At 49.6% G+C, this 26,466-nt stretch carries 33 protein-coding genes and 1 tRNA gene; 18 read left to right on the top strand and 16 right to left on the bottom strand.

The features are described 5' to 3' along the window. Window positions 1–2: 2 nt before the first annotated feature. Window positions 3–74 (bottom strand) — tRNA-Glu (locus tag H6786_01800). A 122-nt stretch (window positions 75–196) separates the two neighbouring features. Between H6786_01800 and H6786_01795 the strand changes: the two genes are divergently transcribed. Beyond that, entirely contained in the window at window positions 197–340 is a 144-nt protein-coding gene (locus tag H6786_01795; protein MCB9816105.1) for a hypothetical protein, read from the top strand. Between the two features lie 54 nt (window positions 341–394). Here H6786_01795 and H6786_01790 read toward each other — a convergent pair whose 3' ends face one another. The 4 genes from H6786_01790 to H6786_01775 form a co-directional block, all read right to left on the bottom strand. Beyond that, window positions 395–2,272, bottom strand: a complete 1,878-nt coding sequence (locus H6786_01790) for an FAD-binding oxidoreductase (GenBank protein MCB9816104.1) — start codon at window positions 2,270–2,272, stop codon at window positions 395–397. Between the two features lie 110 nt (window positions 2,273–2,382). Beyond that, window positions 2,383–2,868, bottom strand: coding sequence for a hypothetical protein (locus tag H6786_01785; GenBank protein MCB9816103.1), 486 nt, complete (start codon window positions 2,866–2,868; stop codon window positions 2,383–2,385). A gap of 123 nt (window positions 2,869–2,991) precedes the next feature. After that, window positions 2,992–3,543 carry a hypothetical protein gene (locus H6786_01780; protein MCB9816102.1) on the bottom strand — a complete coding sequence of 184 codons (552 nt, stop codon included), beginning with the start codon at window positions 3,541–3,543 and terminating at the stop codon, window positions 2,992–2,994. Between the two features lie 117 nt (window positions 3,544–3,660). Continuing rightward, window positions 3,661–4,095, bottom strand: coding sequence for a hypothetical protein (locus tag H6786_01775; GenBank protein MCB9816101.1), 435 nt, complete (start codon window positions 4,093–4,095; stop codon window positions 3,661–3,663). Between the two features lie 94 nt (window positions 4,096–4,189). On the opposite strand from H6786_01775, the gene H6786_01770 reads away from it, so the two are divergent. From H6786_01770 to truB, 6 genes are all read left to right on the top strand, one after another. Continuing rightward, window positions 4,190–5,896, top strand: coding sequence for an AAA family ATPase (locus tag H6786_01770; GenBank protein MCB9816100.1), 1,707 nt, complete (start codon window positions 4,190–4,192; stop codon window positions 5,894–5,896). A 25-nt stretch (window positions 5,897–5,921) separates the two neighbouring features. Beyond that, window positions 5,922–6,350 carry a M48 family metallopeptidase gene (locus H6786_01765; GenBank protein MCB9816099.1) on the top strand — a complete coding sequence of 143 codons (429 nt, stop codon included), beginning with the start codon at window positions 5,922–5,924 and terminating at the stop codon, window positions 6,348–6,350. A gap of 218 nt (window positions 6,351–6,568) precedes the next feature. Further along, a complete protein-coding gene (gene msrB / locus H6786_01760; protein MCB9816098.1) occupies window positions 6,569–7,018 on the top strand; it encodes a peptide-methionine (R)-S-oxide reductase MsrB in 450 nt (149 codons plus the stop codon). A 57-nt stretch (window positions 7,019–7,075) separates the two neighbouring features. Next, a complete protein-coding gene (locus H6786_01755) occupies window positions 7,076–8,314 on the top strand; it encodes a glutaredoxin (protein ID MCB9816097.1) in 1,239 nt (412 codons plus the stop codon). Between the two features lie 16 nt (window positions 8,315–8,330). Continuing rightward, the gene (locus H6786_01750; GenBank protein MCB9816096.1) at window positions 8,331–9,278 is read left to right on the top strand and encodes a calcium/sodium antiporter; all 948 of its coding nucleotides are present in this window, start codon (window positions 8,331–8,333) and stop codon (window positions 9,276–9,278) included. 166 nt (window positions 9,279–9,444) lie between these two features. Continuing rightward, window positions 9,445–10,137 carry a tRNA pseudouridine(55) synthase TruB gene (truB, locus tag H6786_01745; GenBank protein MCB9816095.1) on the top strand — a complete coding sequence of 231 codons (693 nt, stop codon included), beginning with the start codon at window positions 9,445–9,447 and terminating at the stop codon, window positions 10,135–10,137. Between the two features lie 52 nt (window positions 10,138–10,189). Here truB and H6786_01740 read toward each other — a convergent pair whose 3' ends face one another. The 4 genes from H6786_01740 to H6786_01725 all read right to left on the bottom strand — a co-directional run bounded on the left by H6786_01740 (window position 10,190) and on the right by H6786_01725 (window position 12,109). Next, window positions 10,190–10,459, bottom strand: a complete 270-nt coding sequence (locus H6786_01740) for a hypothetical protein (protein MCB9816094.1) — start codon at window positions 10,457–10,459, stop codon at window positions 10,190–10,192. 99 nt (window positions 10,460–10,558) lie between these two features. Beyond that, window positions 10,559–11,203, bottom strand: coding sequence for a hypothetical protein (locus tag H6786_01735; protein MCB9816093.1), 645 nt, complete (start codon window positions 11,201–11,203; stop codon window positions 10,559–10,561). A gap of 79 nt (window positions 11,204–11,282) precedes the next feature. After that, a complete protein-coding gene (locus H6786_01730; protein MCB9816092.1) occupies window positions 11,283–11,642 on the bottom strand; it encodes a hypothetical protein in 360 nt (119 codons plus the stop codon). A 14-nt stretch (window positions 11,643–11,656) separates the two neighbouring features. After that, window positions 11,657–12,109 carry a GatB/YqeY domain-containing protein gene (locus tag H6786_01725; protein ID MCB9816091.1) on the bottom strand — a complete coding sequence of 151 codons (453 nt, stop codon included), beginning with the start codon at window positions 12,107–12,109 and terminating at the stop codon, window positions 11,657–11,659. A 49-nt stretch (window positions 12,110–12,158) separates the two neighbouring features. Here H6786_01725 and H6786_01720 point away from each other — a divergent pair, with 49 nt between their 5' ends. Next, a complete protein-coding gene (locus H6786_01720) occupies window positions 12,159–13,238 on the top strand; it encodes a DNA recombination protein RmuC (GenBank protein ID MCB9816090.1) in 1,080 nt (359 codons plus the stop codon). A 31-nt stretch (window positions 13,239–13,269) separates the two neighbouring features. Here the strand turns inward: H6786_01720 and H6786_01715 are convergent, their stop codons facing one another. Both H6786_01715 and H6786_01710 read right to left on the bottom strand, forming a co-directional pair. Then, window positions 13,270–13,521, bottom strand: a complete 252-nt coding sequence (locus H6786_01715) for a hypothetical protein (GenBank protein ID MCB9816089.1) — start codon at window positions 13,519–13,521, stop codon at window positions 13,270–13,272. Window positions 13,522–13,654: 133 nt separating this feature from the next. Further along, window positions 13,655–13,792: a hypothetical protein gene (locus H6786_01710; GenBank protein MCB9816088.1), complete on the bottom strand. Its 138-nt coding sequence runs from the start codon at window positions 13,790–13,792 to the stop codon at window positions 13,655–13,657. A gap of 170 nt (window positions 13,793–13,962) precedes the next feature. On the opposite strand from H6786_01710, the gene rplU reads away from it, so the two are divergent. Together rplU and H6786_01700 are read left to right on the top strand one after the other, a co-directional pair. Then, window positions 13,963–14,298: a 50S ribosomal protein L21 gene (gene rplU, locus H6786_01705; protein ID MCB9816087.1), complete on the top strand. Its 336-nt coding sequence runs from the start codon at window positions 13,963–13,965 to the stop codon at window positions 14,296–14,298. A 50-nt stretch (window positions 14,299–14,348) separates the two neighbouring features. Then, complete coding sequence (locus H6786_01700) at window positions 14,349–14,669, top strand: hypothetical protein (protein ID MCB9816086.1); 321 nt, start codon at window positions 14,349–14,351, stop codon at window positions 14,667–14,669. Here the strand turns inward: H6786_01700 and recR are convergent, their stop codons facing one another. Beyond that, on the bottom strand, window positions 14,670–15,290 hold the full coding sequence (gene recR / locus H6786_01695) for a recombination protein RecR (protein MCB9816085.1): 621 nt from the start codon (window positions 15,288–15,290) through the stop codon (window positions 14,670–14,672). A 374-nt stretch (window positions 15,291–15,664) separates the two neighbouring features. Continuing rightward, entirely contained in the window at window positions 15,665–17,047 is a 1,383-nt protein-coding gene (dnaB, locus tag H6786_01690; GenBank protein ID MCB9816084.1) for a replicative DNA helicase, read from the bottom strand. A 643-nt stretch (window positions 17,048–17,690) separates the two neighbouring features. Between dnaB and H6786_01685 the strand changes: the two genes are divergently transcribed. Next, window positions 17,691–18,062, top strand: a complete 372-nt coding sequence (locus H6786_01685) for a hypothetical protein (GenBank protein ID MCB9816083.1) — start codon at window positions 17,691–17,693, stop codon at window positions 18,060–18,062. Window positions 18,063–18,113: 51 nt separating this feature from the next. Here H6786_01685 and H6786_01680 read toward each other — a convergent pair whose 3' ends face one another. Then, a complete protein-coding gene (locus H6786_01680; GenBank protein MCB9816082.1) occupies window positions 18,114–19,526 on the bottom strand; it encodes a cysteine--tRNA ligase in 1,413 nt (470 codons plus the stop codon). A 149-nt stretch (window positions 19,527–19,675) separates the two neighbouring features. On the opposite strand from H6786_01680, the gene H6786_01675 reads away from it, so the two are divergent. The 3 genes from H6786_01675 (at window position 19,676) to H6786_01665 (ending at window position 22,253) form a co-directional block, all read left to right on the top strand. Next, entirely contained in the window at window positions 19,676–21,025 is a 1,350-nt protein-coding gene (locus tag H6786_01675; GenBank protein MCB9816081.1) for a S41 family peptidase, read from the top strand. A gap of 69 nt (window positions 21,026–21,094) precedes the next feature. Next, window positions 21,095–21,535 (top strand): 50S ribosomal protein L9, encoded by a 441-nt coding sequence (gene rplI / locus H6786_01670; GenBank protein MCB9816080.1) that lies wholly within the window; start codon window positions 21,095–21,097, stop codon window positions 21,533–21,535. A 205-nt stretch (window positions 21,536–21,740) separates the two neighbouring features. Next, window positions 21,741–22,253 carry a peptidylprolyl isomerase gene (locus tag H6786_01665; protein ID MCB9816079.1) on the top strand — a complete coding sequence of 171 codons (513 nt, stop codon included), beginning with the start codon at window positions 21,741–21,743 and terminating at the stop codon, window positions 22,251–22,253. A gap of 50 nt (window positions 22,254–22,303) precedes the next feature. Here the strand turns inward: H6786_01665 and rpmA are convergent, their stop codons facing one another. Further along, window positions 22,304–22,585 carry a 50S ribosomal protein L27 gene (gene rpmA, locus H6786_01660; GenBank protein MCB9816078.1) on the bottom strand — a complete coding sequence of 94 codons (282 nt, stop codon included), beginning with the start codon at window positions 22,583–22,585 and terminating at the stop codon, window positions 22,304–22,306. Window positions 22,586–22,634: 49 nt separating this feature from the next. On the opposite strand from rpmA, the gene H6786_01655 reads away from it, so the two are divergent. Next, window positions 22,635–22,991 (top strand): hypothetical protein, encoded by a 357-nt coding sequence (locus H6786_01655; GenBank protein ID MCB9816077.1) that lies wholly within the window; start codon window positions 22,635–22,637, stop codon window positions 22,989–22,991. Window positions 22,992–23,034: 43 nt separating this feature from the next. Here H6786_01655 and H6786_01650 read toward each other — a convergent pair whose 3' ends face one another. Then, entirely contained in the window at window positions 23,035–23,715 is a 681-nt protein-coding gene (locus H6786_01650) for a hypothetical protein (protein ID MCB9816076.1), read from the bottom strand. A 93-nt stretch (window positions 23,716–23,808) separates the two neighbouring features. On the opposite strand from H6786_01650, the gene H6786_01645 reads away from it, so the two are divergent. The 3 genes from H6786_01645 to H6786_01635 all read left to right on the top strand — a co-directional run bounded on the left by H6786_01645 (window position 23,809) and on the right by H6786_01635 (window position 26,463). Then, window positions 23,809–24,402: a 3'-5' exonuclease gene (locus H6786_01645; protein ID MCB9816075.1), complete on the top strand. Its 594-nt coding sequence runs from the start codon at window positions 23,809–23,811 to the stop codon at window positions 24,400–24,402. A 70-nt stretch (window positions 24,403–24,472) separates the two neighbouring features. Further along, window positions 24,473–25,210, top strand: coding sequence for a TIGR00730 family Rossman fold protein (locus H6786_01640; protein ID MCB9816074.1), 738 nt, complete (start codon window positions 24,473–24,475; stop codon window positions 25,208–25,210). A 2-nt stretch (window positions 25,211–25,212) separates the two neighbouring features. After that, on the top strand, window positions 25,213–26,463 hold the full coding sequence (locus H6786_01635) for a hypothetical protein (protein ID MCB9816073.1): 1,251 nt from the start codon (window positions 25,213–25,215) through the stop codon (window positions 26,461–26,463). Window positions 26,464–26,466 lie beyond the last annotated feature (3 nt).

Below are 26,466 nucleotides of genomic sequence, written 5' to 3'. Positions count from 1 at the left end.
TGTGACCCTACGGGGAATCGAACCCCGGTTTCATCCGTGAGAGGGACGTGTCCTAGCCGCTAGACGATAGGGCCAATTTTGCTGTGGGCGGATGCCCGCAAAATTGGCCCTAGTTATAACAAAAATTCAGCAAAGAGGGAAGGGTTCTTTGTGGGGAGTTACCTGTTGTGTGCCTCCTCCGTGCTATTCTGATCGTATGGGAATTTTCGCAAAACTATTTGGTCGAAAGACAGTGGAGGAAGAACAGCTGCCGGCACCAACTGAAGTGTGTCCGGTGGTAGAAGAGAGGATCGCCGCAGCTGAAGCAGAGGTTGCAAAAGAGGAGGAGAGAAGTGTATAGGAAAACAGCTGCGGCCCATGAAATGGGCCGCAGCTGTTTTTACGTTAGAGGTAGTTAGTTCTGTGTCCGCATGGTCTCCTTTACATCAAAGCGCGGATTCACTTTCTTGCCAGGATTGAAGATGTCGTCTGGATCAAAGATCGCCTCGGTCTGTTCAAAGATGTCGAGCATCTTTCTTGAGAACATCTTTGAAAGGTGTGGGGTACGAATGATGCCGTCGTTGTGTTCACCACAAATGTTGCCATGGAACTTCACTGCTGCTGAGAAGAACTTCTCAGCCATTTTCTCGACGAGGGCAGGGGTAGTCTTGTTGGTGAAATCAAGGAGCGGATAGAAGTGGAAGTGTCCGTTGCCACCATGACCATGTACTGCTGCGGTGACATTGAATTCCTTGAGGAGCGCTTTAACCTGCACAAAGAACTTCGAAAGGTTCTCCGGTGGGACAGTCATGTCCTCGAGGAATGCAGCTGGTCGTTTGCTCGTGTCTTGGAACTTTGAAAGAGTGTAACTTGCGCGGCGGATCTGCCAGAACATCTCAGCTTCGATCGGGTTGTTTACCACGCGTGCCTTTACTTTCTGACCAGCGATCTTCTTGGCGATGTCTGCTGGGTCGTAAGCTTGGGTAGTGTTCTCGTCGAGGGTAATGAGCACGGTGAATTCTGGCACTTGGCGACGATAACGTACGTGGTATGTCGCATACATTGAAAACATCACCTTGTAGTAATCTGCACCCTTTACGCGGTCTTTAAAGAAGCTTGGGTTCTGTAAAGCGAGATTAAAAGTGAGGGCGTCGAATATCTCAACATTGATCGGATCATACTTAAGTGCAGCGGTAATGCTGCGAGCGGCATCCTCAAGGTCAAAGATCGAAACTGCAATGAGAGTCGTGTTCTTTGGGATCGGAATTGCACGCATAGTGATGTGAGTAATGATACCGATCGTCCCTTGGCTGCCAGAAATGAGACGAGTGAGATCAAAAGTCCCTTCGCCCTTTTTGAACTTCGCAACACCTTGCGGCATGACGCTCCATAGGGGATAGCCAGCACTATTCTTCGCTGTTTCTGGCTTATTATTCTTGATCTCTTTTTCATTCTTGCTGATGAGTTCAAACACGGCATTCACAATGCGTGCGTACTCATGTTCTTGCTTGAGAAGCATCTTGAACTCGCGATAGGTCATCGGCTTGATCGTGTAGGTGTGTCCATCGCTGAGGACCACATCCATCGACTCGACCCAGTCAGCACAGTGACCGTGGCGTAGTGAATCTGGACCAGCGGCGTTGTTGGCCACCGAACCACCGACACTACAAATATCCTTCGAGGCGGGGTATGGCGGTAGGTACGCATCGTGTTCTTTGAGTTTCTTCTCCACATCGCGCCACATCGCGCCTGGTTCGCAGGTGAACGTTATCTTGCCTTTCTTTTCGGTTACGTCGCCGATCTGCCGCAGGTGCGCACAGACATCGATCACAACTGAGTCGGTCAGTGAACCGCCACCAAGTCCGGTACCAGCGGCACGTGGAGTAAGGGAAAGGGAATCAAAACGCTTGGTTTCTTTTGCGACTACAGCAGCTGCGATCTCCACATCGCGTCGGTTTTTCGGCTGGATCACTACCTGGGGGCGAATGCTGAAAATACTTTCGTCAGTACTGTACGCTTCAAGCAGCTTTTTATTAGTCGAGATGCCGCCGCGGAAGCCTGCTTCGCGGAGTTCTTTCTCGATGAGTAGGTGACCGAGGGGGTTGCGCTTGATCGTACCGGTCAGCTTGATCTTTTTTGCGGCGTTAGTAATAGTCGCAGAAGTGACTTTAACACTCGTTTTCTTTGTGGTCTTGCGAGTAGTTTTGCGGACAGCTTTTTTAGCCACTGCCTTTTTAACGACAGTGCGCTTTGAACCTCCCCGCGTTTTCGTTGCAACAGAAGAACGTGGCATATTACTAACAGTATACATGCCTTGTTTGGTAACAGTCGCTGTTTTTCACAACCATTGAAAAACCCCGTCACTGGGACGGGGTTGTTTGGTGCGGCGGGCAGCCGCGTTACTTACTTGGAGGATCTTCCGAACTTCGAGAAGGTGATCATGCCACCCCAGCTCGGGTAGGTGAAGACGCCATCGCCGCGCTCCGGCGCATTTTGCGCCAAGCGGTATACCTTGAAGACGCCTTGCGGTTCCTGCTTCGGGCGGGCCCGGAAGATGTCCACGTACTTGTACGTGTTCCCTCCAATGCGCTTCTCCCACACCTCGATGAAGGCGACGAGGTAGACGATGCCCTCGCCGTTTTCGTCGGTACCACCGATGGTCCGGAAGCTTTCGAGCGGCTTTTTCAGGTGGTGGTTGCACCACTTGCGGCGATCTTCGTCGCCGAGCGGCAGGCCGTACTGCCAGTACGAGCCACCTTCCGGGTCGAATTTCTCGTCGCTGACCTGCGACGGTCTTTCGATGAGGCCGATGTGGCTGCGAATGAAACGACGGTCAGGCTGCGGACGGTCGGTCGATTGAGTTTTGCGGACAGCGGCTGCGTGTGCCATCTGTTTCTCCTTGTTGAGTTAATGAACGGGCGCGAACTACGACCCATAAATATACACTATTTTAGTAAAAAGTCAATAGTACACTGTGAGCACAAAAAACCGGCGTTTTAAGCCGGTGTTTCTTCATTCTTTTGTTGGTTTCCGTCTGAATGGTACGACTGTGCCATCGCTTGGCAGTTCACCACCGTTATGATGGTCGTCTGCTGTGGCGACGCCGCCATAGGTATCGATGAGTGTAGTCGTGTCGATCAGGTCACTCAGAGGCGATCGTTCTTGAGCTTGGTCAATCGGAACGATCAACCAGTGCGGCGCGAGCGTGAGCCCGTACGATCGGTACGAAACATTCTTTTCAGCTAGCTGCAGCTGGACGAACACGTCCTTGATTCCACCTACGTGCAGACACAACTTTTCGAGCTGTGCTATACGTTCAAGCAGAGCAGTGCTCTGTTGGTGGTTGTTTTCTTGTACTGCGCAGAAGTTTTGCACCTGCAGATCTCCGATATCTCCCTTGATCTGCTCGAGGAGATTATGAAGATGACAGATGTTAGCACGGGCAGACACGAGTCCCTTAGTGCTCTGGTGAGCACGGATCGAACGTTGGTTTAGGTTTACTTTGGGTCTGAGGCGTTGCTGGAGAGCGTACGCGATCAGTTCAGCGTAGTCTTTTTGTGGCATGACGGCCTCCGGATTCTGATACAAAGAACGCTGTGTGTACTATATGACAATTCTGTGGAGAGTCAACAGAAAGCCCGGCGCGAAGCGCCGGGCGAGGTTTGTTGCCAAGGTGTCCGTTTACTGCATGGTCGCAGTCGTCAGCTTGAGCCGGTCAGACAGGTTGCAGCCTGCAATGGTTCGTTTGACTGGTGGAGTACTCGGTGTGGGCACATGGTGACGAATGCCAATGATGTTCCAGTCTGCATCGAGCTCAAACGTGCTGCACTGTGCTGCCAGTTTTGGGTGGAGGCTGGTAGCAATAAGTTCGTCGATCTTCGCGATCGCTTCTTGTTGGCAATTGCGCAGTTGTTCGACTCGCGCCAGTTCACTTGAGTTCTCAATGCGAGCTTGAAGCATGTGCACAAGGTTGTGCAGTCGACGCACCGGCGGTGATGCAGTACCGAATCGGATGGCGAGCGGTGTGCGAGCAGTGAAAGGAAAAAGATTCACCTCAGGACAGTACATGTCATTCAGTGTCTCTTCAACCAACCTGCTGAGGATCTCGTTGGTCATGGTTGTATACCTATAGTATGTGTACGATCTGCGGACACTATACGGTAAAAATTGCTTTGGTCAATTACTCTGCTCGCGTGGTATTCTTACGCCTATGACACAAGATCGAGCGTTAGATATTCTAAAAACGGGAGCTAATGTATTCCTTACGGGTGAGCCGGGGGCAGGTAAGACATACGTGATCAATCAGTATGTGGCGTGGCTCGAAGCAGCGGGGCTTCATGTGGCGGTGACGGCGTCTACGGGGATCGCTGCCACACACATTGGCGGCATGACGATCCATTCCTGGAGCGGGTTCGGGATCAAGGGAGAGCTTACACCATACGACCTCGATCAGATAGCCGGTCGTGAGCGACTCGTAAAGCGGATGAAAAAAGCCCATGTGCTTGTGATCGACGAGATCTCGATGCTCGATGGGCGCGGCCTCGATATGGTCGACCAGATCCTTCGCACCGTGCGTCAGAGTAGCGAGCCGTTTGGGGGGATTCAGGTGGTGTGTATCGGCGACTTCTTTCAGTTGCCGCCGGTGACGCGTCAGGGCGATATTATGGTCTATGCCTTTGAGAGCAAGGCGTGGCAAGCGATGAAGCCGCTCATTTGCTATCTCACCGAGCAACATCGCCAGGAAGACGAAATGCTGCTGGGGCTCCTTGGTTCAATCCGTCGCAATGAGATCGAAGAAGAGCACTACACGCTGCTTCAGGAACAAAAAGAAATTGCGTACGAACATATCGAGCCGACAAGGCTTTACACACATAATGCCGATGTAGACGCGGTCAACGCCGCCGAGCTCGCGAAGCTACCCGGTGGAGCCAAGCGCTACACCATGAAGGGAACTGGCCGGAAGCAGCTGGTGGAGGGTCTCGCCAAGAACTGTCTCTCGCCAGAGTCGCTGATCCTCAAGGAGGATGCGATGGTGATGTGTACGAAGAATAATTTTGAAGCTGGATACGTAAACGGGACGCTGGCGCGCGTGATTCGCTTTGATGAAAACATGCCGGTGATTGAAACTCTCGATGGACGAGAGATCTTGATCAAGCCTACTTCATGGGAACTGGCTGAAGACAAGAAGATATTGGCGTCGATCGAGCAGCTACCGCTCCGGCTCGCGTGGGCGATCACGGTGCATAAAAGTCAGGGAATGTCGCTCGATGCAGCGGAGATCGATCTCAGCAAAGCGTTTGTGTACGGACAGGGCTATGTGGCACTGTCACGGGTGCGCTCGCTCGAAGGTATGAAGATCATCGGGATGCACCCAAATGCGCTCCAGGTCGATCCGAAGATTGTCGATCAAGATAAGAAATTCCACATGGAGTCGGAAAGTGCAGAAGATGCATTTATCGAAATGGAAGACAAAGAAGTGCTTGATATGCATGAGCGGTTTGTGGTGGCGCATGGCGGTAAGGTTCCGAACGATGATGAAGTGGGTGTGGTACGGAGTGCGGGTGAGCGGATCAAGGCAGAGAGTACCTATGCGGTCACGAAAGACATGCTGCTCGAAGGGAAGAGTGTGCACGATATTGCCAAGGCTCGAGAACTAACTGAGATGACGATCTGGTCACACATCGAGCGGCTGGTTGAAGACGGTGATCTGACTGCTGAAGACATCAAAGTGCTTGAACCGACTGATATCGACTGGAGTCTCGCGCGTGAAGTGCTTGATGCAGCGATGGATACGCACGGAGTCGAGAAACTGAAACCTATATATGAGGAAGCTGGAGAACAGTATGACTATGTGCTCGTTCGTTTGGCCCGTATGCAGTATCAACTGGAAGGAAAGGTGAAAGAAGCCGTGTTTTAGTATGTGGAAGTGGCGAAGAAAACGTGTGGCACGTAGGAGACGGAGTGGCAGTGTTACGAAGCATTATGTTGAGAATAAAGAAGCGGCGCGTGAGCTGGTGCTCGCACGCCTTGAGTATTTTAATCAGCATTATCAGCTAAAGTGGAATCGAGTCTCCATTCGCAATCAGCGGCGCTGCTGGGGGAGTTGTACATCACTCAAAAATCTCAACTTTAACTACAAGCTTCTCCTTTTGCCGCCCCATCTTTGCGACTATGTGATCGTGCATGAGTTGTGTCATTTAACACATTTAAACCACGGGGAAGATTTTTGGGGTTTGGTAGCTGAACAGGTCCCTGAGTATAAGAAATGCATCTCAGAGTTAAAAGCAATAGACAGACTTGGTCATTCTGTCTTGATGCTGCAGACAGTGCAAGCTAAATACAATGTGCACACGCCCGAAGTGAATAGGTGAAATATTTTTCTGACGCGCAAGTAGTATATGATGTAGTAATGTAAAGTTTACTTAACATGGATTTTATTAAAGGATTTCTTGTGTCAGTGGCGGCATTTTTCGGGTTCGGTGTTGGGGCGCCGGCGGAGCCGGCGCCCCAATCAGCACCGGCTTCATATGAAATAGCAACGTCGACCAGCGCTGTACAAGTAACTAACGAAACTGATCATATAACTTATATGTGGGACAACTATAAGAAGCCAGCTGAGAATGAGTTAGAGCAGCAGCTTGATCCACTTACGTACAAGGTAACGCAAGAAGAGGGGACTGAGCGAGCTGGGACGAGTCCGCTCGACAAGAATTATGAGCCGGGTATCTATGTCGATATCCTCTCCGGTGAGCCGCTCTATTCTTCAAAAGATAAGTTTGACTCTGGCAGCGGGTGGCCTTCATTTGTGCGGCCGATCACACCAGAAGCTGTCACTGAGCGGGAGGATAATAAACTCTTTATGCCTCGGACCGAGATCCGCTCGGCTGTTGCAGATAACCATCTTGGTCATGTCTTTACCGATGGTCCAAGAGAGAGTACAGGACTCCGCTACTGTATGAATGGCGCCGCTCTTCGTTTCATTCCTAAGGACCAAATGGAGGCAGAGGGGTATGGGGATTTCTTGAAGTATGTTGAATAAGTAGAGTAAAGCGGGCGGGGCCTTCGGCCCCCCCGCTTTCGTGGTAGCATTGCATCTATGAAACAGATCATTGCCAGCGCGTTTGCGTTTATCTTGTTGTTTGCCGGCGCATTTAGTAGCACCGCTGCCGCCCAAACTACAACAGAGTCAGAGGTTGTTGCAGAGGAACCGGTTGTGTACATCTTTGGACGTGACGACTGTGGTTTTTGTAAGAAGTTGTTTGAATGGATTCAGACCGAGCCAGAGATTCGGTACGAGTATTTAAACATTCTGACCGATGATCAAGCTGCCGAGTGGTACGACCAGGTCGCAAAGAAGCACGATACGGCCAAGGTGACGCCAATTGTGGTGGTGGGAGAGCGTGTCATTAGTGGCTTTGATAGCCCAGCAACGACCGGTCATAGTATTCAGCTGGCGATCGAAGCAGCGCGCGACTCAGACATCAGGACTATTCAAGATCATATCGAACGAGCACCGCAGCAGGAAGTGATCATAGGTGGTGGTTGTACTGGCTTATCGTGTGATGCTGGCGAGCAAATGGGCTATGTATTTGACCTCCCATTCTTCGGTATTGTCGACCTAAAGTCATTTTCACTCTTCTCACTCTCAGCGATTCTTGGGGTGATCGATGGATTCAATCCCTGTGCGATGTGGGTGCTTATCACTTTCTTGGTGATCCTCTCACAGGCCGGTAGCCGCAAGAAGATGGTTTTCTTGGCCGGCATCTTCATCTTGGCGGAAGCGATCATGTACAACCTGATCCTTAACGTTTGGTACAAGACCTGGGACTTTGTCGCACTTGATCAGTATGTAACGCCATTTGTGGGCCTTTTGGCGCTTGGAGGTGGATTCTTCTTCCTTTCACGTTGGCATAAGAATCGTTCAGCTGATCTGGTGTGTGATATCACTGATATCGAAACACAGTCAAAGACGATCGATAAATTCAAGGCGATCGTGCATCAGCCAGTCACTATTGCGTCTATCTTCGCTATTTTGGTGATTGCATTTTCGGTGAACATCATTGAATTCGCATGTTCGATCGGTATTCCGCAGGCGTACACGAAGATCCTTGAGCTCAATATGCTGAGCTTTATGGAACGGCAGTGGTATATTCTCATTTACACCATTGGGTACATGGTGGACGACCTGATCGTCTTTGGTCTCGCTATTTGGGGTTATAGTAAGTTGCAGTCTCACGGTGCGAAATACGCACAACTTTCACTGCTCATTGGTGGTCTCTTGATGCTTGTGCTTGGCGCTGTCCTCGTATTCGATCCATCACTACTCGTGCTCTAAGGTATACTTTTCCTATATGCTTGTATCACTTTTACCTTCAGTTGGAATTTTGCTGGTAGCGTTGTTTGTGCTGGTTCGCGGTGCAGATCTCTTTGTTGAGGGTGCGAAGCGGATTGGTTCTGCGTTTGGTATGAGTCCGTTTGCAATTGGAGTATTGATTGTTGGGCTTGGTACATCACTGCCTGAGCTGGCGTCTTCACTGGCTGCGGTGTTGGCAGACACGAGCGAGATCGTAATTGCGAACGTAGTTGGTTCAAATATTACAAACATTCTCCTGATTGTGGGTGTGCTTGCAATGATGGGCGGACCAGTGATGATCAATAAGAATCTTCTACAGACAGAGCTGCCGATCTTCTTTATCGCAACAGTACACTTCGTCGCAAGTATTTGGGATGGCAAGATTGATCAGATTGAAGCGTGGCTGCTCACAGGTACGCTCTGTGTGTACATCTGGTATCTCTTTTCTTCAGGCAATAAAGCCAAGAAGGAAATGGAGGTGAGGAATGGTCATGACAAAGTTACGGTCAAGTCTGTTGTGTTTGTTATTCTCGGGATTGCAGCAGTCCTTGGTGGTGCACATTACACAGTGCAGATGGCGGTAGAAATTGCGACAGGTCTTTCTGTACCAATTGGTCTTGTGTCCATTGGAGCAATCGCTATCGGTACATCGCTACCTGAGCTTTTTGTTTCACTACAGGCCATCAAGTCTAACGAGACCGACCTTGCGATTGGAAACATCTTTGGTTCTAATGCGTTTAATATTCTTCTGGTGGCTGGTATCCCTGGATTGATCGCACCACTTGATGCTGGTGAGGTTGTGATGGGGCTTGGTATTTGGATCATGGTAGCAGCATCACTGATTCTCTTTGTAAACGGTCTCGCACGACAGGTGCAACGCTGGGAAGGTATGGCAATGCTCCTCTTCTTCTGCTTCTTCTTGGTGAAGTTGATGGCGTTTGTGTAGGGAACGTATGAACGACTGGTTAAAGTTAGTAAAGATCGCTACTGTGTGGATATTGTTGTTATTATTTATCTTAGGGATATCTGCTGCATTAAGCTATTATCCCGACATGGCTAGTAAAAAATATTTTACAGATGATTCAGCTTGGCGCGGACACAATTGAGTGAGGATGAACTGGGGTACAGAAATTTTACTCATAGACAAACCAAAAGGGATCACGTCGTTTGACGTGATCCGTCGTTTGCGTCGCATGTACAGTGATACTCACAATGGTGAAAAAGCACCCAAAATGGGACACGCCGGTACACTTGATCCGCTAGCAACCGGTTTGATGGTACTCGGAGTTGGAAAAGGAACTAAACAGCTTACTGAGCTCACCAAGCTCGATAAAGAGTATGTAGCAGAGGTGCGTCTCGGTGAGCGGCGGACGACGGGAGATTTAGAAGGGGAGGTGATGGAGGAGAAAGTGGTGGTTGAGGCGGCGGAAATTTTGCGGAGCAAAATTTCCGCCGCCCTCACCGATATGCTCGGCGAACTAGAGCTGCTTGTCTCTGCCTACAGCGCGATCAAAGTGGATGGTGTGCCCATGTACAAGCGTGCTCGCAAGGCTGAACAGAAAGGGGAGGTGGTCACCGAAGTGCCATTTCGTACCATGCGAATGGACGAAGCTGAGCTTCTGGGAGTAGAAGTCGGCGGCGGCCGAGCGGTGGCGACCATTCGCTTCGCGGTCGGTTCGGGTACGTACATTCGTTCTCTTGCCGAGGAGCTCGGCCGCCGCCTTAACTATCCTGCTACGCTCCAAAATCTTCGTCGTACCAAGGTGGGAGAGTTTGATGTGGCAGACGCTACTACATTTTCATAAATAAAAAGGCCGCGCTATCGCGCGGCCCTGACGACACATGGGGGAGGGGTCGTCAGTTAGAGATCGCTGCCAGGGTGGTCCACCGCTCGGTGGCGGTCGGGACGTACTGTCTCATCCAGTTGGCCAGTTTGACTGCGGCGATCGGGTCTTCGGCGAAGATGGCGACATTGGTGCCGCCTTCGATCGGGATGACCGAGACCTTTCCATCCATGTGGGCGATGAGTGCCATTAAGTCGCCGGCGGTGGCGCGAGTGGCGGTTATTGGGTCGAGTGACCAGGATTGGATCGGTGGCGCGATCGGTGCAACATTGCTTTGTGACATGCAAAACTCCTTTGGTTTGCGTTGGGGAACTATTGTGCCGTAATGATTAAAACATTTCTTAGAGCACATGTAAATAGCGCCGCCAAGACTTTGGCGGCGCTACAGGAACAACTTCCCTTGGATCGGTACGCTATGTCGAAACCGCTTCTTGCGAGGTTTGGGCTTGCGATTTAGTTTGGTCTCGTCGTGTCCTCTGGTGACCGCTTCCATGAGTTCGGTAGCAAGAGTGCTGTAAAAGTGCTCATTGCTACGATCAAGTCCCCTTGCAAAACGCAGTGTCTCATCTGTAAAGCCTCGGTCACGCACATATGTTACCTCATCACCGCCGACCAGGAAGATGGTTTTGACTCGGGAGACTTGCAATAGTCGTACGTATGCGCACTCAGCAGCATGGTCGGTGTCATCGTCCCCGGTCAGTGTGACCAAGTGAATCCGTCTTCGCTTACCACGGCGTTCGGGTCGGTAACCAGCCCAGACCGCTTCCATGAGCTCTTCTGCGAGTAGTCTCAAAAATGACCACTCAAGAAACTCAAGTTCGCGCTCACCAAAGGTGGTTTGGCGTACGTATCCATACTGTCGAATAAAGGTGATCGTATCGCCACCAAACAAAAATCGAACAGTCTCGTGCGTTGCTGCGTCAACGTGCAGGTACTTGTTATTGATCAGAGTCTCTTGATACTCAAGGTACAATTGGTGGAACAGCCGGTTACGCGCCGGACGTTCCCAGTCGCGTGTTTTGGCCATTGGCAGTTCCTCCGTAACGCTGAGCGCATTATAGTCATACTCGTCTAAAAAACAATCACCCGAGCGGGTGATTGTTTTTTTAAAATTCTTCTTCGTCACTGCTGGTCACTATTTCTAGTTGTCCGCTCTGAAGGAGTGAAGTGAATTCGTCATAATGCTGCCTGGCCATGGCAGGGCTCTCGGTCCGCATGTCTTCATTTTCTAGTCCAATCAGGGAGTTGAACTCGAATGAGTCATTTTGATCGATCTTGAAGGTGGATGTTTGACCGCCTTTGTACATGGTGACCACTCTCGTGTCGTCTTTTTTGAGTTCGACAGTAACGGTGTATCCATTAGACTCAAATGAGCGTGATGGAAGCCGTTCGTGTTTTTTAGCTTCAACTTTTTCTCGTAGTTGTCTCAGAGCTTCCAATGGATCGACTGGTTTTTCGTGTGACATAGATAGATTGGTGGTTAGAAAAGACTCTCAACTACCGCTTTTACATCACCCCCGTCTGCTTTGCCAGCGAGCTCCTTCATGACAGCACCCACCAGCATTCCCATCTTGCTTTTGTCTTCAATACCGAGCTCAGCCTTTTTAGCTTCCACGATCGGACGAATTTCATCCTGACTCATCATTTGAGGAAGATAACTCTCTAATACAACGAGTTCTTCTTTTTCTGGTTCAGCAAGTTCTGGGCGGTTGTTCTCCTCATACTGCACGATCGACTCTTTGCGCTGCTTGGCGAGACGCTTGATGACTGCTAGGACCTCGTCGTCTTTGAGCATATCCTGCGGGGTGCGGCTGCTTGAAACGAGTTCGTTCGTAAAGGCAGTAAGCATACTGCGTACGGTACGGAGTTTTACTTGATCTTTAGCCTTGAGAGCTTCTTTTAGCTCGCTTTTGATCTGTTCGTGTAATGTCATATGTAGCGATTTTATCATGAATTTACAAAGATGGTATTATGTACCTCATATGGAAATTGTTTTGATTGCGCTGATAGTTATTTTGCTGGTCGTGAATGTATTTGTGGTGTTCAAGCTGTTACAGCCGAAGGAAGAAAAGAAAGAAGATTCTGAGAGTATGCTGCTGATGCAGCAGCAACTGCAGGAGTTGTCGCGCACGATGGACAGCCGTCTGTCTGAAGCCAACAAAGCTATGCAAGAGGGAAGTCGGCTACAATTTCGCGACAGTAAGGAACTTATGCAGGAGATCAGCCGCGAAATGAACGAACAACTCCGCAATGTAGTACAGAAGACGACGGAAGTGAGCGAAAGTTCCAAGCAAGTCTTTCAGGTAGCCGATCAACTTAAGGAGCTTCAGAATATTCTCAAGAACCCAAAGCAGCGCGGGATTCTCGGCGAGTACTATCTTGAGACGGTGCTGCAGAACGTGTTGCCGCCAGAGAGCTTCCAGATGCAGTACGCCTTTGAAGATGGTGAGATCGTCGATGCGGCGGTGTTTGTGAAAGGGAAAGTGATTCCGATCGACAGTAAGTTTTCACTCGAAAACTACAATCGTTTTGCCGAAGCTGCCGACGGCGCAGAGAAAGTGCAGTTTGAGAAGGCGTTTGTGAATGACCTCAAGCTGCGTATCACTGAGACTGCTAAGTACATCCGCCCGACCGAAAAAACCACGGACTTTGCGTTTATGTTTATTCCGCATGAAGGAATCTACTATGATCTGCTTTCCAATAAGGTTGGAGCGGGGGAGGAGAATCTTATCCAGCGCGCCGCCGGGAAGTATAAAGTCATCATAGTATCGCCAACTTCATTCCTGGCGTATCTACAGACGGTGCTGCAGGGCCTCAAGGCACTTGAGATCGAGGAGCGAGCACAAGACATCATTAAGAACGTTGAGAAGCTTTCTGGGCACATTGCACGCTATGAAGAGTTCTATCAAAAGCTCGGTAATACGCTGGCCACGACAGTCAATCACTACAACTCGGGCTACAAGGAGCTAAACAAGATCGATAAGGATGTAACCAGGATTACAGGAGAAACTATCGGTGTTGACGTGCTGACGCTTGATAAGCCGCAAAAGGACGATATTTAAAAAGCCCCAGCGTGAAGCTGGGGCGGGGTGATCACTCGACGATCATGTCGTCGGGTACCAGGCTGTAGATCTGGGTGTACAGAGCGTCTTTGTTCGGGTCGTAGAACCTGACGACCAAGCGGCGCCACTCCTTGCGTTCTCCGGTGATCCCGGGCAGCTTGACTTCGGCGTCGAGCAGTGTGCCGGCTGGTGTTTGTGCAGTGAGCGTGTTGCCGTGAATGTCACACGCCGCACTGCCAGCGTCAGTCTTGGTGGTTGGTCCTGAGTTTACGATAAGGTTCACATCTTCCTCCTTTTCAGTTACGGTTGGTCACAAGGTAAGATATGCAACCTTAGCAGTTTTGGAGTGAAAAGCAAAGAGGGTGCTTGTATATTGAATAACCGCGCCAAGCTGTCGCAAGGCGCGGCGGTGTATGTTACTCGCTTTTGTCTTCAAGACCGAAAGCGGGATACTTCTCCCGGATAGGAGTGATGTCGATGTTCATGGCTTGCGCCTTGAGGTCATTGCTGATTCGCAGTTCCTGTGCGACATTGTAGACCTCTGTGCCAACCAAAAAATGATGAACGCGATTACCGCAAGGAGGATTTCTTTCATCCTAGCTGTCTCCAAGTAACTGGTTTAAGTAACTTTTAAATTATACATAAAAATATGTAAATGTCAATGGGCTACCTGCAGTATAGGCATTGCAAAAAAGCACTATTTCTTGTAGTATAGCGCCCACATATGGCAACAGAAACAACCAACACCGCACCATTTGCTGTGATCGCTACTGGCGGGAAGCAGTATGTCGTGCGCGAGGGCGATACTTTGCTGGTTGAACTCCTTGGTGAGCATCAGGAGGGCGACAAGATCGAGTTTGACTCTGTCCTCATGACTGACGACGGTTCATCAGCTAAGATCGGTACGCCAACTACTGGTACCAAGGTGAAGGCTACCTACCTGGGCGAGAAGAAGGGCAAGAAATTGACCATCGTTCGCTACAAGGCTAAGAGTAACCGCGACCGACGCATTGGTCATCGTCAGCACTACGCTGAGATCAAGATTGACTCTATTAAGTAAGTAGTCTACAAAACCTCCCACACGGGAGGTTTTTGTTATACTAATATCAAATGAGTATTGAATCAGGTTCAGAGAAGGGGTCAGATATATCTAGAGCGATAGATCACGCCTTTGAGAGAATATACAGAGACGTCGCGCTTCTGAAGCAGTTTGAGAATGAGCGAAGAGGTTTCTTGTTGTATCTAGAGGACCAGATCGTTGAGGCTGGTTATGATGGGACCGACGCAGAAAAGGTCGAAGCGTGGTGGGAGTTGCAACAAGGAACGCCGCCTGATGATTGGGTCTCGGTTGAGAACTCTCGCTTAACAGAGATCGTCCACAAACACATCATCATTTTCTTGGATGATTTTCTGGCGCGACATGGCTTGTAGTTAGGTGTGTGAGGCGCGGTTCTGGAGAGCGTTCTTGATGGTTTCTGGATCAGCGTATTCGAGCTCGCTGCCGGTAGAAAGGCCGCGACCAAGATAGGAGAGCTTCACTTCGGTGCCTTCGAGTACCGGATCAAGTACTGACTCGACGAAGCGAGCTGTATTCTCGCCGTCTGGATTGATCGAGAAGCCGAGAATGATCTCGGAGAGTCCTTCGGGGAGGCGAGTCTCCACGGTAGCTTTGAGCGCGCCGGCGCGGAGCTTGGTATTTTCGCCTTGGTTGAGGAGTGGTGCGGTGCCTCCGAGGATAAAATACAGTCCATCATACACGCCGGCGCGCTCAATCGCCTGCACATCGCTATCGCGCTCTACCACCAGGAGACGGTTGTGATCACGATTGGCTGAGGTGCAGATCGAGCAAGTATCGCCTTGCTGGGTAGCATAAAAGCGATGACAGCTCACACACTCTACGACACTGCCTTTAAGCTCTGCTACGAGTCGCGAGAGCTCTTTTGAGTCGGCTTCGGGCATGGTGAGCACATGAAACGCAAAACGCTTCGCTTGCCGCGCACCGACACCCGGGAAGGATTCAAAGAGGGAGATGAGCTTGTCGAGGTTGTTCATGAATGCCTATTGTATCAAAAAGGAAACAAAAAAGCCGCGTTTATATTGCGGCTTTTTCTGGTCATGAGCTGATAAGTTTTTGCACGTATTCAGAATATTCATCGGTGTATGGTTTGATATCTCCGTACAGCTTGAGTTTGAATTCGGTGATTCCGTGTTTTTTGATTTCTAGAGCGATTCGCAGGCAACTTAGCTGCAGCCCGCTTCTGTTTTGTTGAACATGCTTTTCTCTATCGTGGATGTACCAGAAAGTGAAGAGTCTGTTATCAAAAAGACCCTGATGTAAGGCAAAGACGTGAAAGGTAACCATCAGTCCTCCTGTCCGGATGTTCTAACTCCAAAACTCAAAGTATCACTAGTTTAATAATTGTCAACTAGAAATCATCGCCGCCACCTGGCGCTGCGGCGTGGTGTGTATCGAGGTTGAGAAAGCGGACGTGTTGGCCGTCGAAGTACAGCTCAGCCATGCCAACGGCACCGTTACGGTGCTTCTCGACGAGGATCTCGGCGATGTTTGGTCGCTCAGCTTCTTTGTCTTTGTTCATTTTGTCCTCGCGGTGGATGAACATCACCACGTCGGCGTCCTGTTCAATAGAACCAGAGTCACGGAGGTCAGAGAGACGTGGCTTACCGCCACGCTGCTCCACGGCACGCGAAAGCTGCGAGAGAGCGATGACCGGAATCTCCATTTCCTTCGCGAGTATCTTGAGTGAGCGGGAAATTTCAGTGATCTGTTGCACCATGCTGTCGGAGCCCTTCGTGAGAGTAGGGGACATGAGCTGGAGATAGTCCACGATGAGCATGTCGAGTCCGTGTTCGTTTTTGAGTCGGCGAGCAGCAGAACGCATCTTTACGATATTCATGGCCGCCTCGTCGATGATGTGGATCGGGGCTTTGGCAAGCTTGGTCATTGCTCCTTGCAGGGCTTCGTATTCTGAGTCATTGGAGAGGCGGCCAGTGCGGAGTTTCCATGAGTCTACTCCCGCCTCGGCTGCGAGCATACGATCGACGAGCTGCTGGTCGGACATTTCAAGCGAAAAGATACCGACTGATGCGCCGTGTAGAAGGGCAGCGTTGCGAGCCAGGTCGAGCGCAAATGTAGTCTTACCCATCGAAGGTCGGGCGGCCAGGATCACGAGGTCAGACTTCTGGAAGCCAGCGAGGAGATTATCAAGGGCGGTAAAGCCAGACGGAACACCGCGCTTGTCTTGCGGGTTTTCAGCCAGGTGCTCGAAGCGCTCCCAAGCCTCGGTCAGAGCGCTGCCGATCGGACGAAACTTCTGCGCTGATGGAGCCTGGGTAGCCTGAAAGATCTTTTTCTCTGCTTGGTCGAGTGCTTCGTCGACCGTCTCTGGATCGGAGTAGCCGATCTCGGCGATATCATCGGCAGCGTGAATGAGGTTGCGCAGCGTGGCTTTGTTCTGTACTTGGTTGGCGTAGTACATGGCGTTGCCAGCAGCAGGTACGGTTTCGATCAGTTCGGTGATGTATGATGCACCGCCGACTCGGTCGAGTTGGTTCATGTCTTTCAGCTTTGTGACGACCGACACCGTATCGATCGGATCACCGCCAGAAAAGATCGCTGAGATCGCCTGAAAGATCTTCGCGTGCTTGTCAGCATAGAAACTCTCCGGCCAAATGGTGACCGAGATGTCGTGCATCACGTCAGGTTTGAGAATAATCGCACCAAGGAGCGCCTTTTCAGCGTCGATGTTGCTTGGAGGTGTGCGCAGTGCTCGATTGTGCTCAACGGACATAGTAAGGGCATTCTATCACGCAACGTTGCTTGACTGCTCTGTATGCAAATTGTGCATAGTGTGGAAAGAGGGGATAAGTTGCGTGCTAGACTCGAAACATGAGTGTAACGGTCCTTGTTGTATTTTTCATAAATTCATATGTAATACCGTTTCTCACGTATGGTATTTGTTTACCACTTTTGCTTGCTTGGTTGTACAGATGGTGGAAGGATAAACAGCTTAAAAACAAATACCTGCTTTACTTTTTGATATCTTTTGTGATCGTTGTAGTGTGGTGGTTTGTGTTCAATGTATTCTTTATCAATTCCGTCACTCTCATTTAAATTATGAATGAAACCGTTTTAGTGTCACTCCTCTACATTGTTTCAATAATCATCTCCTGGGTTTTACCATTGCGCTTTGTTAAGGCAAGGTTCGTTCTCCTTCCACATCATTTGTTGCTACGTAGGCGACCAGCAGGTGCTCACCTGAAAACCGGACCACTCACTGTTGCTTTCTCAATTGTCATATGGGCTGTGCTCCAAATGCTGACGAGTACAACCTGCGATGTCTCCTGTATAGATTAGGTGCAGAAGATCTGTCTTGTGCACAGCCGTGTACGAAAAGAAGTAATTCGCGTGCTATTTTTAAAATTAAATAAGACATGAATCAAGCACTGAAGTCAGATAGTATGTCGAAGGGGAGGGTGGTCTGCTATGGTGTTGTCTTCTTCATGGAAGTGTTTTTTGCGGTGCTGTATGTATTTCTGCAAAAGACCCATGTTTCACATCAGTATTCAGGAGATGTCGGTGGGGTGCTCTGTTTGCCGAGTTACTTTTTCGTCTTTCAGTACTGGAAGGCATTCAACATGTTTGTAATTGTTGTCAGCCTGCTCTTTTTGTTTGCCGGATTGTATAAGTGGGCAAGAAAACAGCAATCAGTGCATTTGTTTAAAATGGCCTTTACTCCATTGTTCATATTGGCCTGTATCGGTATCGGTTATCTTATGTCTACGAGCACAGGTGGTGGTTGTTAGTTGTGTAAAAGCGCGGCGGCCCTTCGGGCCGCCGCGTTTTTATGTGATCTGTTACACTTTCGTCACCTTCGGGCCAAGCGGAGTATCTTCAAGTTCATAGCCTTCGAGCTTGAGCTTATCGCGGAGCGCATCGGCCATTTCCCAGTTGCGAGCGATGCGGGCGGCTTCGCGTTCGTCGATAAGGGCCTGAATTTTTTCTGGCAGATCGTCATGAGCAACGACGCCAAGTGAACGCTGGCCGTCATAGAGATCATCAGAAAGACCAATATCGAGTACTTCGTCCATTGACATGAGCGTGCCGCACTTTACTTTCGCATCGAGCTTCTTGTCGTTCACCATATCCCAGAGGGTCGCGATCGCACCTGGGGTGTCGAGGTCGTTGGCGAGGCAGGTGTCAAAGCGGTCGAGGTAGGTTTGGTCGGGTGTTGCTGTCTTTTGTTTGAATTCCTCGTATACATAGCGCTTCAAGCGGAAGAGTGCTTGCTTGGCAGCCTTGAGCGCTTCCCAGGAGAAGTTAGCAGGGGAGCGATAGTGCGCGGTGAGGAGCCAGTAGCGGTAATCATCACCCGAAAAGCCGCGGTCGCGTAAGTGTCGCATAGTGATGGAATTGCCAAGAGATTTTGCGATCTTGGTGCTATCAATCGTGATAAATGCATTGTGCATCCAGTACTTCACAAACTGCTTGCCGGTGGCGGCTTCACTCTGGCAGATCTCAGCGTTGTGGTGGACAGGGATGTGATCGATGCCACCAGTGTGGATATCGATCTGCTTACCAAGTGTGTCCATTGCCATGGCAGAACACTCAACGTGCCAGCCTGGGAAACCTTTGCCCCATTTGCTATCCCAACCAAGTTCACTTTTCTTCCAAACCGCGAAGTCAGCCGGATGCTTCTTTTCAGTATTCACTTCCACCCGAGCACCGCTTTTTAGTTTCTTGAGATTGATCTTGCCAAGTCGGCCATAGGTAGGGAATTTTGAGATATCAAAATACAATCCGTCACTTGTTTCATACGTAAAGCCTTTTTCATCAAGCGTCTTGATCAAACTGATCTGCTTGTTGACATACTCGCTGGCACGCGCCCAGGTATCTGGTGGCATGATGCGGAGTTCATCAAAATCATCTTTGAATGCCTTGATGTAGCGGTCAGACAACTGTCGCATGGCATCGAGTGTCACCGGGAGGCCTTCACGCTTGAGACCCTTCATCATTTTGTCTTCACCAGCATCACCGTCGTCAGTCAGGTGACCAAAGTCGGTGAAGTTGATCGTATGCTTCACAATATAGCCATTGCGGATCAAGACACGCTTGAGGATATCGGCAAATACATACGAGCGGAGATTACCTACATGCGCGTAGTCGTAGACGGTTGGCCCACAACTGTACATCTTTACTTCCTTGTCACTTAAAGGAACAAAGATCTCAGGCTCACCTGATTCGGTGTTATACAACGTGATGTCGCGCATGTGAACGGGGGTGTTACGGCCAAATAAACTAGAAAACATAAGCAAATATGTTTCCGTAGTGTATCAGAAAAGCTTTTATTCCGGTACCAGGTAAGTTTTAGACAGGGGTTGTTTTGGTTTGCCGAGCAGTCTGTGCGATAATGCTTGGAATGTCAGAAGAAGAGCTTTCTAACGCCACGTACAATACTGGGCCAGGCTGGAAGGTTGGTCTAGCGATCACGTTAGCTTTTGTGTTTGCCGCTGGTGCGTTTATTTCAGGTATTCAGTTAGGGAAGGGTTTGTCAGTCGGTGATACGCAGACGGCTGGTTTGTTTAGTTTCTTATCGCATGAGCCTGCTACTGAGACAACAGAGGGTGAGCCAGATCTCACAGAATTTTGGCGAGTGTGGGACTTACTTGAAGAGAAGTTTGTGTCAGGAAGTACTACCAAGGTGTCTGCGAAAGATCGAGTACAGGGTGCGATCGAAGGCTTAGTTGATTCATACGGCGATCCGTACACAGTGTACTTACCGCCAACCGAAGCAGAGGCATTCAATGAAAATATTTCAGGCAATTTCAGTGGTGTTGGAATGGAAGTTGGTTTGCGTAATGGATTCGTGACAGTGATTGCGCCACTTCCAGATACACCAGCTGAGCGAGCGGGAGTTTTGGCAGGGGATGTGGTTGTTGAGATCGATGGCAAGTCGACCGAAGATATGGGTGTTGATGCGGCGGTAAAACTGATCCGTGGTGAACGTGGCACCGAGGTGGTGCTTAAGATGTACCGTGAAGGCGAAATGGAATTCATTGAGATCCCGATCGTTCGTGACACGATCGATATTCCGACTGTGAAGACAGAACAGATCGATGATACGTTCATCATTGCACTCTACAGCTTCAATGCGATCGCTGAGGAACAAGTGTTTAACGCACTTCGTGAGTACCAAAAGAGTGGAGTTGAGAATCTAGTGCTCGATCTACGTGGTAATCCGGGTGGTTTCTTGCAGGGCGCTGTTGGTATTGCAAGTTACTTCTTGCCAGCAGGTAAGGTAGTGGTACGCGAGCAGGTCAGTTTTGGCACCGATGACGAAGTTTTCCGAAGTCGAGGTAAACAAGTACAACTCTTTGATCCTGAGCATCTCGTGGTATTGGTAGATAATGGCTCTGCGTCTGCGGCAGAGATCTTGGCTGGTGCGCTCCAAGATCATGGCGTAGCAACGGTGATGGGGTCGCAGACTTTTGGTAAAGGTTCTGTACAGGAGCTAGTGAAGCTTGATGAGGGTTCTTCGCTTAAGGTGACCATTGCCCGCTGGCTGACACCAAATGGCACCTCTATATCAGATGGTGGCCTTACTCCAAACATCGTGATCAATCGCACGCCAGCGCAGCGTCTCGCCGGCGAGGATCCTCAAAAAGATGCTGCTGTGCGGTTCCTCGCCGGCGAAGAGGTGGTCAGCGAGACCTACGAAGACCAAGTGGCTGCCGACAAGTCTGCCAGTTCAACAGAGACTGGAGAATAAAGGCTACTTTTGGTATGATGCCTGCACTATGTACAGTTTCGTACATCCTTTTGTAACTAATATAACCGTATGAAAGTAATTCTTCTTCAAGATGTAGCAAAGATCGGTCGTCGATCACAGATCGTAGAGGTGCCAGATGGGTACGCACTCAATCAGCTTATTCCAAAGCGTATGGCAGAGCCAGCAACCACAGCTAATCTTAAGCGAATTGAGCGACAACAGGCACAGGTCGCACAAGGAGTGGCGGCCGGAAGTGAGCGATTTGCAAAAGCACTTGAGGCACTTAGTGCGACTACGCTACAAGTGGCGGCTGATGCAAATGAGCAAGATCATCTCTTCCAGGCGGTGCATGAGAAAGAGATCGTCGCAGCTGCTGAGGCAGCGGGTGTCAGTATTGATGCTGCAATGATCACCATCAGTACACCGATCAAGGAGCTCGGGCAGCATACCGTTGGTCTTGCCACTGGTGCTGAAAAGGGAACATTTACCATTGAAGTAATTAAGAAGTAACATCATGAAGAACAGTCAGCTCTTTGAGCAAGCAAAGCCAGTGATCATCCTGTTGGTCGTATGTGCTGTGCTCGTCGGTGGTATTCTGTATTTGATGAACATGGGTACTAATTCGGCAGAGATCAAGCTTACTGGCGAAGATGAATTGTCAGCACCGCTTAAAGCTGAAGCGCTTAAGGCGTATGATGTAGATATTGATAATGATATGAATCCTGTTGCAGTTTTAAACACAAACATGGGGACGATCGAGATCGAACTCTTTGAAGATTACATGCCAATCACGGCTGGTAACTTTGCGAAGTTGGTAGAAGAAGGGTACTACGATGGTATCAAGTTCCACCGGGTGATCGATGGCTTTATGGTCCAGGGTGGTGACCCGATCACGAAGACGAATGAAGTGTTGCGATATGGTACTGGTGGACCAGGCTACGCGATCCCAGATGAACACATTAAGGGTGATCATCTCACCAATGTGCGCGGGACTATCTCAATGGCAAATAGTGGTCCAAACTCAGGTGGGAGTCAGTTCTTTATCAATCTCGTAGACAACACCAATCTCGACTTTGATAAACCGCCGCTAACCTCGAAGCATCCAGTATTTGGTCAGGTTGTGGCCGGTATGGATGTGGTTGATGCGATCGGACATGTGGAGACCAATATGAACGATCTACCGCTTGAAGATGTGGTGATCGAATCTGCTACGATCCGACGGAACTAAATAAAAAGAAAGGCCGGGCGCGAAGCGCCCGGCCTTTCTTTTTATGCAACTTACGCTGCCTGGAGTACGTCTACTGCCTTCTTAGTCTTGGTCTTGCCAGTGAAGTCAGTCTTTCGCATGTTTCGGAATGATACGACACCGTCGATCATTGCAAAGAGTGTGTGGTCTTTTCCAGCCTTTACACCCTTACCAGCTTCAATTTTGGTGCCGCGCTGGCGGACGATGATTTCGCCGGTCTTCACCATTTGACCGTCTGCGCGCTTCACTCCAAGGTATTTTGGTTGTGAATCGCGCAGGTTTTTGGCGGTTCCGCCAGCTTTTTTGGTTGCCATACGATTATTGAATAAATGGTATTATGTAACGGCGAAGAGTATACGATATATGAACGAAAAACTCAAGTCCTGGTTGGCCGATGATAGCCTTTATTTTGTAACACTTTTGATACTGGTGGGTATTGTTTCTTTTGGGTTAGGTCAGCGCTCGGTAGCAGGGGAGTTGCGGCCGGCTTCGCCGGCCGCGGGAGTTATCTTCTCTGAGGCACCTCCTATGACTGAGATTGTCACTGAATCTACTCAAAGCACCACCCAGGTGGTCGCGTCTCGTTCTGGCACTAAGTATCATTTGCTTGATTGTCCTGGAGTGGCGCAGATCAAGGAAGAAAATAAAGTGTATTTTGAATCTTTTGCACTTGCCGAGGCGGCCGGCTACACGCCGGCCGCCAACTGCCCGGGTCTGTAATAGAAAATGGCCGGATCCCTTTAGGGATCCGGCCGATGTGCTGTTACACCAGTCGTTCCAGATTGGCACGTGCTCGTGCCTCCAGATGCTGGAAGTATTCAGTCTGAAAGATCTTGTCTCGCGCGAGAAATCCAGCGGCCCATTTTGACCGACCAGCATCAAACTCATCACGCGTGTATACCGGCTGATGCTCTAGCCAGACGAGTTCGCTTGCACGGTCGAATTTCCCAGGTGTGTCACCGAGGCCGGCCAGGTCAAGGTCGATCATGAGAGCTGCAACCTTTTGACGATGTTGGTGCACAAGAGTTAACCGGTGATCAATAGTTGCCTCAATTGACTCTATAACGATACGTATGATCTCGTAATCTTGGCTACCTCGTCGAAAGCTAATATCATTTTGAGCCTGTAGTGCACTTGATATCTCATTAAAGCCTGGACTGCTTCTGCCTATTTTATACACGACATCGTGATACAAAATGGCCAGGCGGAGCGCCGTCATCTCGTCTGCTGACAGGTTGAGGTCTCGCAAGGATCGCAGGGCCTGGAGCAGGCTTGTGATGTGGTCCAAGGTATGATATTGACGCCACGGTTCAGAATATGCCAGCACCACTTGATGAAATGCTTCCTCAGAAATGAGGCGTAGCGCATCCTGCCCGACCAGGGAACGCAGTCGATGCCATGTGGTTGATTCGCAAGGGATCGAGTTTGGTAGTACAAATCGCATCTGTAAAGAACCTCCGTATTGGTGATGCTGTCAGAAGACTAGCATAAAAATCGACCAAAGGAAGGCGCCGGCCAACTTTGCTATACTATGTCCATGCTTATTTTAGACATTGAAGGCTCTGGCACAAACTACGAAAAACACTCGATCGTCTCTATTGGTGCAATTGATATGGACGATCCAACCAATCGCTTCTATGGCGAGTGTCGGATATGGGATGGGGCACATATTATGGAAGGTGCGCTTGAGGTGAACGGTTTTACTGAAGCTGAGGTGACCGATCCAAATAAAATGACCGAAGCTGAGTTGGTGCGAAACTTCATGGCTTGGTCAGAGCCGATCAAAGATCGGACGCTGACTGGCCAAAATGTGTCATTTGATCGCGATATGTTGAAGGCCGGAGTTGAGCGTGCGGGCATGAATTGGGACATGGCATATCGAACACTCGATACACATACCATGTGCTGGATGCATATGATCAAGGCTGGTTTTACGCCACCAATTGACAAAGAGCGAAAGCGAAGCGCGCTCAACCTAGACGCCGTCCTCAATTACTGCGGCATTCCAGCGGAGCCAGACCCACACAACGCACTCACCGGGGCGCTCTGCCACGCGGAGGTTACATCGCGTTTGTTATACGACAAGAAACTACTGCCAGAGTTTGATCAGTACGAGATACCTTGGTTGTAGAAGTCTGATTTTGTCCACTGCACGGGCCGCGGCTTCGCCGCGGCCCGTTTCATGGTGGTACAATACCAACATGTTTGGAAATAATAAACGGAACAAAACTAAAAAGGGAGCAGAGCAGTCACGTGTTGTAACTGAGCTGCTAGACCCAAAATGCGCTGATGGAGACGCGGTGCAATCATGGCGCGTGTTTCGCATTATGGCAGAGTTTGTGCAGGGCTTTGAGCTCTTACGTGAGCACGGCCTCGCTGCGACTTTCTGGGGCAGTGCGCGTACCAATCCTGAAGATAAGTACTACAAAGATGCTGAAGAGTTGGCTGCAAAGTTAGCAAAGAAAGGCTTCTCGATCATTTCAGGTGGCGGACCAGGTATCATGGAGGCGTCAAATGTCGGCGCCTTTAAGGTAGGCGGTAAGTCAGTTGGTCTTAATATCGAGCTTCCGTTTGAACAAAAGCTCAATCCGTATACCACCCAGTCACAAAGCTTTGAGTTCTTCTTTTCACGCAAAGTGATGCTCACGTTTGCATCAGAAGTGTATGTCTATTTTCCAGGTGGCTTCGGCACACTTGATGAATTCTTCGAAATCGTAACGCTCATCCAAACCAAAAAGATCGAACCGATCCCGGTTGTGCTCTACGGACGAGACTATTGGGAGCCGCTCATGCAGTTCTTCAAGAATGATCTTCTCAAAAAACATCAGACTATCAGCGCTGAGGATCTTCAGATCTTCCATATGGTTGATAGTGTTGATGAAGCGTTCAAGCATATTACGAATGAAGTTAAAAAGATTAAAAACGTCAGACAGATCTAACCATGTATTTTTCTTACTTTGACCGCGAGGCTGTGACACCTGTTGCGATAGACCGAGGAGTTAAGAAATTAAAAAAGTATCGCGCGCACGTACAAAGTGTAAAAGAGCATAACGACAGTGCAGCAAACGAGTATTCGCTCGTGCATGCACAGCAACCAGACTTGCACGACACGCTCGACACGATCAAGAAGCAGTTCAAGGGCATCCAACACCTGGTGCTGGTTGGTATCGGTGGGTCTGATCTTGGTACTAAAGCCATTCACGAAGCACTTGGTGAAGATAATGTGACACTGCATTCACTCGATACAATTTCTGTACACAACATGAGTATGCTACTTGCATCACTCAAGTCAGTTCGCTCGGCCAGTAAAGTTGCAGTTTGTGTGATCAGTAAATCTGGCAACACCGCTGAGACGCTGGTGAATGCTGGAGTGTTACTCGATGCACTAGAGCAAAAATTCAAGAAGGCGATCTACGCGCAAACAATTTTCATCGGCAATCCTGACACTGACTTCATGAAAACAGGGAAGCGGCTTGGTGTTACAACTGTCGCGATGCCGGAGATCGTTGGTGGTCGGTATTCGGTGGCGACAGAAGTTGGATTGGTACCGCTTGCGTTACTTGGACATGACACCGACGCCTTCATTTCTGGTGTGCTTGATGCGACAACCCTTGAGTTCGAGTCAGTGGTAGCGGAAAATGCTGCCAGAATCGCTGTGTATCTCAATAAGAACTATCGCAGTTACAACTTCTTCGCATTTGAACCGCGCCTCGCTACGCTCGGCGCCTGGTACCGCCAGCTCTTCGCAGAAAGTATTGGCAAAGAAAAAGATCGTAGTGGTAAGAAATTCACCAAAGGCGTGGTGCCAACCATCTCGACACCAACCGAGCTGCATTCAGTTGGACAACTATATCTCAGTGGATTTGCAGGAGTCTACACAGATTTTGTTACCTTTGACTACGATGATAATTACAGCGTGCCCAAAAAGGGTCTTGCCAAGCGGTACGGCAAGTTCGATATGCAGGAAGTCGCAACTGCGATATACGGCGGCGTCATTGGAGCGTATCAAGAGCGCGGTCTGTCACACCGAGCAACGATTTTCACTGAAGAGCTTCCGTATTCGCTTGGACTTTTCATGGGTATGCGGATGCTCGAAACTATGTATGTGGCAGAACTTCTGAATCTCAATGCCTTTGATCAACCAAACGTGGAGCTGTACAAGATCAAAACCCGTGGAATTCTCGGACTGTAAGAT

The sequence above is a fragment of the Candidatus Nomurabacteria bacterium genome (assembly GCA_020632075.1).
In the GTDB taxonomy this organism is placed as follows: Bacteria; Patescibacteriota; Minisyncoccia; order Phycocordibacterales; family UBA918; genus OLB19.
The sequence above is the reverse complement of the archived record's forward strand: the minus strand, read 5'-3'. Positions and strand labels throughout refer to the sequence as shown.